The 11,607-nt window shown below is 37.7% G+C and carries 11 protein-coding genes; 6 read left to right on the forward strand and 5 right to left on the reverse strand.

The window, feature by feature from the left end; translation table 11 throughout:
* The first annotated feature begins 10 nt into the window (after positions 1 to 10).
* Positions 11 to 931 (forward strand): bifunctional 5,10-methylenetetrahydrofolate dehydrogenase/5,10-methenyltetrahydrofolate cyclohydrolase, encoded by a 921-nt coding sequence (locus EYS08_RS21065; protein WP_131031960.1) that lies wholly within the window; start codon positions 11 to 13, stop codon positions 929 to 931.
* A gap of 167 nt (positions 932 to 1,098) precedes the next feature.
* Here the strand turns inward: EYS08_RS21065 and EYS08_RS21070 are convergent, their stop codons facing one another.
* Positions 1,099 to 1,434 (reverse strand): Rieske (2Fe-2S) protein, encoded by a 336-nt coding sequence (locus EYS08_RS21070; protein WP_131031961.1) that lies wholly within the window; start codon positions 1,432 to 1,434, stop codon positions 1,099 to 1,101.
* 107 nt (positions 1,435 to 1,541) lie between these two features.
* Here EYS08_RS21070 and EYS08_RS21075 point away from each other — a divergent pair, with 107 nt between their 5' ends.
* The 3 genes from EYS08_RS21075 to EYS08_RS21085 are packed head-to-tail and all read left to right on the forward strand — an operon-like array spanning position 1,542 to position 4,537.
* Positions 1,542 to 2,165, forward strand: a complete 624-nt coding sequence (locus tag EYS08_RS21075; protein WP_131031962.1) for a 7-carboxy-7-deazaguanine synthase QueE — start codon at positions 1,542 to 1,544, stop codon at positions 2,163 to 2,165.
* A gap of 37 nt (positions 2,166 to 2,202) precedes the next feature.
* The gene (locus tag EYS08_RS21080; protein WP_131031963.1) at positions 2,203 to 4,089 is read left to right on the forward strand and encodes an OmpA family protein; all 1,887 of its coding nucleotides are present in this window, start codon (positions 2,203 to 2,205) and stop codon (positions 4,087 to 4,089) included.
* A 31-nt stretch (positions 4,090 to 4,120) separates the two neighbouring features.
* Positions 4,121 to 4,537, forward strand: a complete 417-nt coding sequence (locus EYS08_RS21085) for a DUF6526 family protein (RefSeq protein WP_131031964.1) — start codon at positions 4,121 to 4,123, stop codon at positions 4,535 to 4,537.
* Positions 4,538 to 4,652: 115 nt separating this feature from the next.
* Here EYS08_RS21085 and EYS08_RS21090 read toward each other — a convergent pair whose 3' ends face one another.
* The 3 genes from EYS08_RS21090 to recQ all read right to left on the reverse strand — a co-directional run bounded on the left by EYS08_RS21090 (position 4,653) and on the right by recQ (position 8,456).
* Positions 4,653 to 5,369, reverse strand: coding sequence for a YqjF family protein (locus EYS08_RS21090; RefSeq protein ID WP_131031965.1), 717 nt, complete (start codon positions 5,367 to 5,369; stop codon positions 4,653 to 4,655).
* A gap of 2 nt (positions 5,370 to 5,371) precedes the next feature.
* Positions 5,372 to 6,184, reverse strand: a complete 813-nt coding sequence (gene kdsA / locus EYS08_RS21095; protein WP_029275158.1) for a 3-deoxy-8-phosphooctulonate synthase — start codon at positions 6,182 to 6,184, stop codon at positions 5,372 to 5,374.
* Positions 6,185 to 6,266: 82 nt separating this feature from the next.
* Positions 6,267 to 8,456 carry a DNA helicase RecQ gene (recQ, locus tag EYS08_RS21100; RefSeq protein WP_131031993.1) on the reverse strand — a complete coding sequence of 730 codons (2,190 nt, stop codon included), beginning with the start codon at positions 8,454 to 8,456 and terminating at the stop codon, positions 6,267 to 6,269.
* A 91-nt stretch (positions 8,457 to 8,547) separates the two neighbouring features.
* On the opposite strand from recQ, the gene EYS08_RS21105 reads away from it, so the two are divergent.
* Together EYS08_RS21105 and EYS08_RS21110 are read left to right on the forward strand one after the other, a co-directional pair.
* A complete protein-coding gene (locus tag EYS08_RS21105; RefSeq protein ID WP_131031966.1) occupies positions 8,548 to 9,516 on the forward strand; it encodes a KpsF/GutQ family sugar-phosphate isomerase in 969 nt (322 codons plus the stop codon).
* Positions 9,517 to 9,531: 15 nt separating this feature from the next.
* Positions 9,532 to 10,623 carry a mannose-1-phosphate guanylyltransferase gene (locus EYS08_RS21110; RefSeq protein WP_131031967.1) on the forward strand — a complete coding sequence of 364 codons (1,092 nt, stop codon included), beginning with the start codon at positions 9,532 to 9,534 and terminating at the stop codon, positions 10,621 to 10,623.
* A gap of 162 nt (positions 10,624 to 10,785) precedes the next feature.
* On the opposite strand, the gene rlmB is transcribed toward EYS08_RS21110, so the two are convergent.
* Positions 10,786 to 11,553, reverse strand: a complete 768-nt coding sequence (gene rlmB, locus EYS08_RS21115; RefSeq protein ID WP_131031968.1) for a 23S rRNA (guanosine(2251)-2'-O)-methyltransferase RlmB — start codon at positions 11,551 to 11,553, stop codon at positions 10,786 to 10,788.
* Positions 11,554 to 11,607: the final 54 nt, after the last annotated feature.

An 11,607-nucleotide genomic window follows, 5' to 3' on the forward strand; every position in this document is an offset into this window, starting at 1 on the left:
AGCAAGTTATATGAGCGATGCAAATTCAAAGTCCCCTTCAGGGGATTTAGGGGTATTATTAGACGGTAAATACGTATCAGAAAAAATTAAAATTCAAATTGCAGAGGAAGCTGCCGAATTTTTAAATAAAAGTGGTCGCAAGCCACACCTAGTTGCTATTTTAGTGGGTAACGATGGTGGAAGCGAAACCTATGTGGCCAGTAAGATGAAAAACTGCGAAAAAGTTGGTTTTAAATCATCGTTACATAGATATGATAACTCAGTAACTGAAGCCGAATTACTAGCGAAAATTGAAGAAATTAACCAGGATGATGATGTAGACGGATTAATTGTTCAATTGCCTTTGCCAAAACACATCGATCCGGAGAAAGTTACCGAAAAGATCGATCACCGTAAAGATGTGGATGGTTTCCACCCTGTAAATTTGGGTAGAATGATGCGCAACCTGCCTTGCTTTATCCCGGCCACACCTTATGGTATTTTATTGATGCTGGAGGAGTACAATATCGATACAACCGGAATGCATTGTGTGGTTGTTGGTCGCAGTAATATTGTAGGCAGCCCGATGAGCATTTTAATGGCCCGTAACGCAAACCCTGGCAATTGTACCGTAACACTTACCCACTCTCGTACTAAAGATTTAAAAGAACAGGTTCTTCAGGCAGATATTGTGATTGCTGCCATTGGTAAAAAGAATTTTGTTACTGCCGACATGGTTAAACCTGGTGCCATTATTATCGATGTAGGCATTAACCGCGAAACTTCTGCCGAAACCAAATCTGGCTTTAAGTTATATGGTGATGTAGATTTCGAAAATGTAGCAGCTAAGGCCTCTTATATTACGCCTGTTCCGGGTGGTGTAGGTTTAATGACAATTGTAGGTTTACTGAAAAATACGTTGGCATCAGCAAGAAAAGAAATATATTCTTAAGCCTAAAGACTAAAGAAGGAAAAGCGGTTCATTTTTGGATCGCTTTTTTTATTTAAGGAAAGGCGCTTGGTTAGCATATGCCCAGCTTATGATAGGCAATTTGCTTTAACAATGAACCAGTAAACCTATAATATAGCTGTGTTCATCCTTTTAATCTGTGGTTAAAATCAACCCCAAAGTTTATTCCACCAGCTTTCTTCAAAACCGATATAAAGGCCATCTTCGCGCAATTCGGTTGGATAGATGTTGATATAATCACCTTGTCCCTCTGCTCCCCTTCCCGTAGTTAAACTATATTCGTACCGATGGATCGGACAAACCAGATGTCCGTTTTTGCACCAGCCGCCACTAAAATGACCACCAGCATGTGGACAATGAGATTGGGTTGCAATAATTTTATCATCACTATTGATCAAGCAGATCTGTTTTCCGGCAACCTCAATGGTCCTGATGGTATCTGGACGGGGAATCTGGTTGTTATTTAATGCCTTAAACCACTTCATTGTGCTAAAATACGGCAAATAAATATCAGTCTTATTTCATCTTTCGATTAAATTTCAAAAGAGGAACAGCATCACCATATTTTTTTAGGATATTTGCATCCTCAACAATGAAACAAGAAATACCAGAAGACGGCACATTACTTCCTTTAATGGAAGAATTTTATACTATACAGGGCGAAGGATTTAATACTGGTAAAGCAGCTTATTTCATCCGTTTAGGCGGCTGCGATGTAGGTTGCCATTGGTGCGACGTTAAAGAAAGCTGGGACGCAGAAATGCATCCACTTACCCCATCAGATGTTATTGTAGAAAATGCCGATAAATTTCCAGGGAAAGCTGTTGTTATAACTGGGGGCGAACCCTTGATTTATAACCTGGATTACCTGACCAATAAATTAAAAGAACGTGGTATCTTAACTTTCATCGAAACTTCTGGTGCTTATCCCTTATCTGGAAATTGGGACTGGATCTGTTTATCACCAAAGAAATTTAAAGCACCAAGACCTGATATTACACCTTTTGCGCACGAATTAAAAGTGATTGTTTTTAATAAAAGTGATTTTAAATGGGCTGAAGAGTACGCGGCTATGGTGTCTCCTACCTGCAAATTATATCTACAGCCAGAATGGTCTAAAGCAAAAGAAATTACACCATTAATTATTGATTATGTAATGGCTAATCCTAAATGGGAAATTTCTTTACAAACGCACAAATTTTTAAATATTCCTTAAAAACAATACATTAGCTTTATAAGCAAATGTTAATGTAATGAAATTTTGTTTAGTCCTCTTCTTTAGCATACTAAGTATTTATTGTTTTGGGCAAAGCTCCCTGAATAAAAAAGCACAGGTTTTTTTTGAAAAATCTGGTCCATTTATTGATAAAATGGATTATGCTGCTGCCGAACAGGTATTAAAAAGTGCGGTTGAAGCTGATCCATTATTTCAGAATGCCTACATTGTGCTTGCTAGCGTTTATAAGGCGCAAAAAAAGTATGCTGAAGCCAAAGCTGCTTACGAAAAAGCCATATTGATCAACAAAACTGTAGCTCCGGCTGTAATTTATGGATTGGCTGAAACCGAATTCGCAACTCAGGATTATTTAAAGTCGAAACAACATTTTAGTGAATTTTTGATATTAGATTCTTCATCTGATAGGGCAAGAAGAGCAAAGAAATATCTTTTAGATTGTGATTTCGCTGCCATAGCAATTAAGAAACCCGTAAAATATAGTCCCACAAATTTAGCTGAAGGGGTAAATACAACAGATGCTGAGTACTTTCCTGCGATAACTGCTGATGGCGAAACTCTGGTTTTTACCCGTCAGATAAATGGTAATGAAGATTTTTGGACATCACAGCTTAAAAATAATAAATGGGATGCCGCTACTCCCTTATCCAGCAATATAAATACTATCCGATATAATGAAGGGGCGCAAACAATTTCACCTGATGGGAAGTACCTTTTTTTTACGGGATGCAACCGTCCCGATGGCCTAGGTAGATGTGATATTTATGTTTCGCACTGCGAGGGTAAAGATTGGGGCGAACCTTATAATGTTGGGAAACCCGTTAATTCAGAATATTGGGAATCACAACCGGCAATCAGTCCTGATGGAAGAACTTTGTATTTTATAAGCAACAGACCAGGCGGATCTGGAGGTTATGATATCTGGAAAAGCAGCATTACCGATGAAGCCAAATGGGGACCTGCCGTTAACCTTGGACCAGATATCAACACCGTTTATGATGAAAATACACCATTTTTGCATGCTGATGGAAGAACTTTGTACTTTTCTTCTGATGGTTGGCCAGGCTTCGGGAACAAAGATATTTATTATAGCAGAATGGATAATGATGGCAAGTGGCAAAAGCCAATTAATATCGGTTATCCCATCAATTCTTTCGAAGATGAAAGTGGTTTGGTAGTAAGTGCCGATGGGAATTTCGGCTTGTTTTCTTCGAATTTAAAAGGAGGTTTTGGCTTACAGGATGTTTACAGTTTTGGAATTCCTGAAGTAGCAAAACCGCTGAAGGTTTCTTATGTTAAAGGAATTGTAAGAGACCGGGATACTAAAAAAACGATCGAAAGTAATGTTCAGGTGGTAGATTTGAAAACTAATAAAACTGTTTTTGATGACTACACTGATCCAGAGACTGGCCAGTTTTTAGCTGTAATGCCTGTTGGGAGTAATTATTTGTTTAACGTAAATGCCGAAGGTTACATGTTTTACTCTGAAAACTTCGAGCTCAAGGCCGGGGATATTAATAAACCTTACCAGATTGAAGTTTACATCGAAAAAATAAAGCAAGGCGGAAATGTTACACTAAGAAACATTTTCTTCGATACCAATAAGTTTAATCTTTTGCCTGCCTCTATCCGCGAATTGGATCTACTTATTGAATTTTTACATCAAAATGAAAACGTACAGATTGAGATTCAGGGCCATACCGATAATGTTGGTGATGATAAATTAAATGAAAAGTTGTCTTTTAATCGTGCCAATGCAGTTTACGAGTATCTGATCAAAAATAGTATTGATTCTAAAAGGCTTACCTTTAAGGGATTTGGAGCAAGCAAACCTATTGCTGATAATAAAACTGAATCAGGTAGGAAAAACAATCGTAGAACATCGTTTGTAATTACTAAAATATAAACATATAAAGTATTACTTAAAAAAAATCAAGATGTCTCAGCATTACGGAAACCATAAGAGATTTTATCCACCTTTTCATTTTTTCACAATACCCTTAGCTATATTAGGATTAGGTTTTGCCATTTATTCCTGCATAGCCATACCCACTATAATTACAGGCTTGCTTGTGCTTGCATTTTTCCTGATAGCAATTATAGCAGTAATGGCACGGATGTTTGCACTTAAGGCACAGGATAGAGCTGCAAGAGCCGAAGAAAAGTTGCGTTATTACATTCTTACTGGTAAAGCACTTCCGAGTGAGCTGAGAATGGGGCAAATTATGGCTTTGCGTTTTGCTGGTGATGAAGAATTTATAGCCTTAGTTGATAAAACTGTGGTTGATAAGTTATCTCCAGATGAGATTAAGAAAACCATTAAAAACTGGCGCGGAGACTATCATAGGATATAATGGTGACTTCTTCATTATGAACTTATTGAAGAATACTCCGCTTATGAAACACAAGCTGAAATTTATTTGATAAAGATTCTTCATTGCATTCAGGATGACAAGAATATTTGCCGTATTAAAACTTCTTCCCTTTTAGTACCCTTATTTCAGAGCCTTCAGCCAAAAATACAGAATCAGGCTTGGCATCGTTTAAAAAAGTAAAGTCATTTCCGTAGTTAATTCCAAAATCGGCATTAATTTTATAATCTTTTACAGGATAAACTTGCCAACGCGGATGTTCGACACCGTATTCAGATGTTTTATCTGCTCCGATTTTGGTGTAGCCCCAGTAATGTTCTGTAATAAATTCTTCTTCGCTACCAACTAAAATTTCTTCAGCTTTTGATACAGCGTTTACTGAAAAATTCTGCCAATTTTTATTCTTCCAAAGGTAATCTACCTCGATTTGATGTTCTTGTTCAATCCAAATATGTTTCATTGGAAATGTTTGGTACTTCTCCTTATAAATGGTGTTGGCTACAAAGGTGATCGCAGGCTTGGGTACAAATTCTTTTATAAATACGACTCCTCTCTTCCACGTATCTCCATCTTTAAATTTCACATAGAATCTTAAATTAATCTCTTCAAAATCAGTATGAAATGGAATATTAAAGCCTCGGAGTTTAACATCAATAAACATAAAGCCAACTAAACTTACATAATATTTACCTTGCCAATCATCTAATTCGGTGTGTGGAGGAAGGTATTTCGAAAGTATTTCTTTATCTACAGCATATTGTGCCAAAGCCAGTTTACGCCATTCCGCACTGAGAAATACTTTCGGATTTTTCAAGATTATAATATAGCTTGTCTGATTCGGATCAGTTTGGTTAATGTTTCTTCCAACAGGTCTAAATGTAGCATATTGGCACCATCCGATTTTGCATTTGCAGGATCAGGGTGTGTTTCAATAAATAAGCCATCTGCCCCTACTGCAATTGCTGCTTTAGCGATAGTCGAAATTAATTCTGGCTTACCGCCGGTAACCCCACTACTTTGATTGGGCTGTTGTAAGGAATGTGTGCAATCCATCACTACCGGAACGCCGAAACCCTGCATTTCGGGTAAACCACGGTAATCAACAATCAGATCCTGATAACCGAAAGTATTACCTCGATCTGTTAAAATCACTTTGTTATTTCCGGCTTCTTTTACCTTTTCAACTGCAAATTTCATAGAACCTGCAGAAAGGAACTGACCTTTTTTAACGTTTACTACTTTTCCAGTTTCGGCGGCAGCAATTAATAAATCAGTTTGGCGACATAAAAATGCAGGGATCTGCAATACATCTACATAAGCAGCTGCCATTGCAGCCTCACCGCTTTCATGGATATCGGTGACTGTTGGCACACCAAATTCTCTACCAATACGTTCTAAAATGCGTAAAGCTTTTTCATCGCCAATGCCTGTAAAAGAACTTCCTTTGCTTCTATTTGCTTTTCGGTACGAACCTTTAAAAATATATGGGATCTGAAGCTTATCAGTAATTGTAATAATCTTTTCGGCAATTCTCATGGCAATATCCTCGCCTTCAATAGCGCATGGACCAGCCATTAAAAAGAAATTTCCCGAATCTGTATTTTTTAATTTATCTAAATAGTTAAGCATAGTTGAGATGTGGGATGTGAGACATAAGATCTAAGATCTGAGTTTGTCTCAAATCTAGTTTCCCCTATCTCACATCTAATTTTTAATTTCCTAGTTCTGACATGAATTTAATCCGCATCAATTGAATTTCTTCGCGAGTATAATCGGTTTCACCTAATTCGTTAAGTGCTTCGTCGATAGAATCGCTTTCGGCTGCTCTGAAATAGTCAAATACTTCATCCTGTCTATCATCATCAATTACTTCATCAATGAAATAGTTTAGGTTAAGTTTAGTGCCAGAGTTTACAATCGATTCTACTTCTTTCAGAATTTCTTCGTAAGTGATGCCTTTCGAATCAGCAATATCTTCCAAACCAATCTGTCTGTCGATATTTTGAATGATCGAAACCTTCATCTGCGATTTATTGGCCTGAGTTTTAATAATCAAATCGATAGGACGTTCGATATCGTTATCCTCGACATATTTTTTGATTAGTTCGATAAAAGGTGTTCCGAATTTCATCGCTTTACCCGAACCTACACCAGAAATCTGGCGAAGCTCTTCCATCGTAATCGGGTAATGTGTACACATTTCCTCTAGAGATGGATCCTGGAAAACTACGAATGGTGGAACACTTTTCTGCTTGGCAATTTTTTTACGTAGCTCTTTAAGCAATGATAAAAGATGGGTATCTAAAGCACCTGTACCTTGTTTTACATCATCGTCATCGTCATCAGCACCATTCTCTATTGGTTCGTTTAGTATGAATTTAAGGCTATAAGGGTTGATAATAAAATCTCTTCCCTGTTTGGTTAACTTTAATAAACCGTAATTGTCAATGTCTTTAAAAAGGTAATTATTTAAAACAGCCTGGCGGATAATCGATTTCCACATCAGCTCACCTTCTTCTTTACCAATTCCAAATTCAGGAATCTTACTGTGTTCGTAAGCAATGGTCTGAGCAGTTTCTAAACCTAAAAATACGTTTAACAAGTGTGCATCATCAAACTTTTCGCCTGATTTTTCGATAAATTTCAAAACGGTTAACAATTGACTTTCTGCATCAAACTGCTTTTTAGGCTTTTTACAGTTATCACACATGCAGTTACAGCCCGTTTCATTAAAGTTTTCACCGAAATAATGAAGGATCTGCTTACGTCTGCATACACCAGATTCAGCATAATCGATCACTTCTTTTAATATCTGTGTGCCAATTTCGCGTTCCGAAACCGGCTTATCTTTCATAAATTTAGCCAGCTTGTCTACGTCTTTTTGAGCATAGAAAGCAATACACACGCCTTCGCCACCATCACGTCCGGCTCTACCAGTTTCCTGATAATAACCCTCCATACTTTTAGGCACATCATGGTGAATAACAAAGCGAACATCAGGTTTATCAATCCCCATACCAAAGGCAATGGTTGCAACAATAACCTCAGCATCTTCCATCAAAAATTTATCCTGCGTTTCGGCCCTAACCTTGGGGTCTAACCCCGCATGATAAGGCAAGGCACTAATTCCATTCAGATTTAATGCTTCTGCCACTTCCTCAACTTTTTTACGGCTAAGGCAGTAAATAATCCCGGATTTGCCCGGATTAGATTTGATATACTTAATAATTTCTTTGGTAATGTCTCTTTTAGGGCGGATTTCGTAAAATAAGTTGGGCCTGTTAAATGACGATTTAAACAACGTTGCTTCTGTCATTCCAAGGTTCTTCATAATATCCTGCTGTACTTTTGGCGTAGCAGTTGCAGTTAATGCAATAATTGGAATGTTATTCCCCAATCCTGCAATAACCTGTTTAATCTTACGGTATTCCGGCCTGAAATCGTGCCCCCATTCAGAAATACAATGCGCTTCATCAACGGCAACGAAAGAGATTTTAATCAGATTTAAAAATTCAATATTATCCTGCTTCGCCAGAGACTCTGGCGCAACATACAATAACTTAGTCTGACCGCTTAAAAGATCAGATTTAACTTGAGTAATTTCAGATTTATTTAGGGATGAATTAAGAAAGTGAGCAATACTGTCATTTCCACCAAAAGCCCTTAATTGGTCAACCTGGTTTTTCATCAAAGCGATTAGTGGAGAGATTACAATTGCTGTTCCTTCGCTCATTAAAGCGGGTAATTGATAGCAAATAGACTTCCCTCCGCCTGTTGGCATAATAACAAATGTGTTATTGCCCTCTAAAATATTTGTAATGATCGACTCCTGATCACCTTTGAAATTGTCAAACCCGAAGAAATTTTGTAGGTTATCAAATAACGACTTTTTCACGTCCATTTTGTGTAATAAAATATGCGATGCTATTTTTGTATCCAAAATAACATAATTTTACAAGAATTTCAAGTATTAACAGACAATTATTTTCTCTTTGAAAAGTAAAAAATCAATAATCCAATCGGCTGTAAGCACATTAGAGCTTGAGGCAGCAGCAATATTAAATGTTGCGACGAATATTAACAGCGATTTCGAAAAAGTCGTATCAAGCATTTTACATGGCAAAGGGCGGGTAATTGTTACTGGCATAGGAAAGAGTGCAATCATTGCACAAAAAATGGTAGCTACTTTTAATTCAACAGGTACCCCTGCTATTTTTATGCATGCCGCAGATGCTATTCATGGCGATCTGGGTATGATCCAGGTAGATGATATTGTAATCTGCCTCTCCAAAAGTGGAAATACGCCGGAAATAAAAGTGCTTACCCCCTTGTTAAAAACGTCTGGCAATCTACTCATCGGGATGGTTGGTGAATTGAATTCTTTTTTAGCCGAACAGGCCGATCTGATTTTGAACACTTCTTTCGAAAAAGAAGCCTGTCCGCATAATTTGGCGCCCACCACCAGTACAACGGCGCAATTGGCATTGGGCGATGCCTTAGCTATTTGTTTGCTGGAGTGCAGAGATTTTAACGAATCCGACTTTGCGAAATATCACCCAGGCGGGTCGTTAGGTAAAAAATTGTATTTAAAAGCCCGGGATTTGGCTTTGTCTAATGAGAAACCTTCCATACATCCATCCGCATCAGTTAAAGACGTGTTAATAGAAATTAGTAAAAACCGTTTGGGGGCAGTCGTTGTTGTTGATAGCGATGATAAAGTACTTGGCATTATTACCGATGGTGATATAAGGAGGATGTTAGAAAATAACAATTCTATTGCAAACTTAAAAGCCGAAGATATAATGGGCAGAACGCCAAAGAGCATACAATTTGATGCTTTAGCAGTTCATGCTTTAGATATTATTAAGCAAAATAACATTACACAGTTGCTAGTTCTAGAACAAAATACTTACTTTGGCATTATCCATTTACACGATCTCCTTAACGAGGGCATAGTGTAATTTTTAAAATAAGAAATGAATAAAGATTATTATGCATTAATTATGGCCGGTGGCGTCGGAAGTCGCTTTTGGCCAGTAAGTAGAACGGAATATCCAAAACAGTTTATTGATTTTTTCGGTGTTGGAAAAACCCTGATTCAAAGTACTTACGAAAGATTTCTAAACATCTGTCCTCCTGAAAATATATTTATCGTTACCAACGAAATTTATTCAGATTTAATTAAAAAGCAATTACCGCAATTAACAGATAACCAGATTTTGGCTGAGCCTTTAATGAGAAATACAGCCCCTTGTGTTGCTTATGGAAGTTTAAAAATAGCCGAGTTAAACCCTAATGCAACGATTGTTGTTGCGCCTTCTGATCATACCATCGCAGATATAGACGGCTTTATAGCATCTATTGAGCAATCTTTAGAGGCTGCTTCGAAAAATGATTGTTTAATCACTTTGGGTATTAAACCAAACCGCCCGGATACGGGTTACGGTTATATTCAGCATACAGATTACGTGCTCAACACCGATACTGATCTGCATAAAGTTAAAACCTTTACCGAAAAACCAAATTTAGAATTGGCAAAATCATTTTTGCAGAGTGGCGATTTCTTGTGGAATGCAGGGATCTTTATCTGGTCGGCTAAGGCGATATTGAATGCTTTCGAGAAACACCTTCCAGATATGTACGAAATATTTAATATCGGTAGATCTGAGTTGAATAAAGCTGGCGAAAAAGAATTTATCAATAATGCTTATTTTCAATGCACCAATATTTCAATAGATTTTGGAATTATGGAAAAAGCAGAAAATGTTTATGTGCTTCCATCTGATTTCGGCTGGTCTGATTTAGGAACCTGGGCGTCTATTTATGAGATGGCTGAGAAAGATTATGTGGGTAATGCGGTTATCCCTTCAGAGCAGGTACTGATGTTCGATTCATCGAACTGTATGGTGAATGTTCCTAAAGATAAATTGGTTATCCTGCAAGGCCTTCACGATTACATTGTTGTAGAAAACAATAATATGCTGATGATCTGCCCAAGAAATGAAGAGCAAAAAGTTAAAGAGTTTGTTGCGGAGGTTAAATCGCGTTTTGGCAATAAATTCATCTAAATAAATGTAAGATGGATGATGTAGCATAGTTTTCATCATCCATCTCATATTCCTATCTTATTCTGTTGTGAAAGATCCTGAAACAACCCGATAGCTCGGGTTCAGGAAAACGAACCTCGAAGGGGATGTAACAATAGATATTGATATCATCAACCCGCTTACCTAAACTGTTCTTTGTCTAACCGCTTCGTATAAAATTACTCCAGCAGCAACAGAAACATTTAACGATTCGATTTTTCCGGCCATTGGTATTTTAGCCAGGTGATCGGCTACCCTTAAAAGATCGTTAGAAATTCCTTCATCTTCAGATCCCATTATAATTGCCGTAGGCATAGTATAATCTGGCGCATAAATAAAATCACTGGTTTTTTCGGTGCAGGCTACTAGCTGCAGGCCACTTTCTTGTAGAAATAAACAGGTTTTGTGCAGGTTAGCATGGCGACAAATCGGAATGCTGAATAAGGCACCTGCAGATGTTTTAATCGCATCAGCATTGATCTGTGCAGCATTTTTTAAAGGAACTACAATGGCGTGCACCCCTACACAAGCGGCCGTACGTGCAATTGCACCCATATTACGCACATCGGTCACACTATCTAAAACCAAAATTAACGGAACCTCGCCCTTTTCGAAAACAGTTGGAATAATGTCTTCAATATTCTGGTAGGTAATCGGCGAAATAACCGCAATTACACCTTGATGGTTTTTCTGCGACATGCGGTTCAGTTTTTCTACCGGAACCGAGTTTAAAGGAATCAAAGTATCTTTTAAAAGGGCTTTTAATTCTAAAAAAAGATCGCCGCCCAGACCGCGTTGCTGGTAAATGGTTTCAATGTCTCTTCCTGCTTTAACGGCTTCTATTACGGCCCTGATGCCGAATACAAACTCATTATTCTCTTTTGCGCGTTGCGGTCTTCTAAAATTATCCATGTTTTGAAATTGTTAGGCAAAAGTATTCAAATAAAATGTTTTAGCCCTAAACAA

The sequence above is a fragment of the Pedobacter kyonggii genome (genome assembly GCF_004310665.1).
In the GTDB taxonomy this organism is placed as follows: domain Bacteria; phylum Bacteroidota; class Bacteroidia; order Sphingobacteriales; family Sphingobacteriaceae; genus Pedobacter; species Pedobacter kyonggii.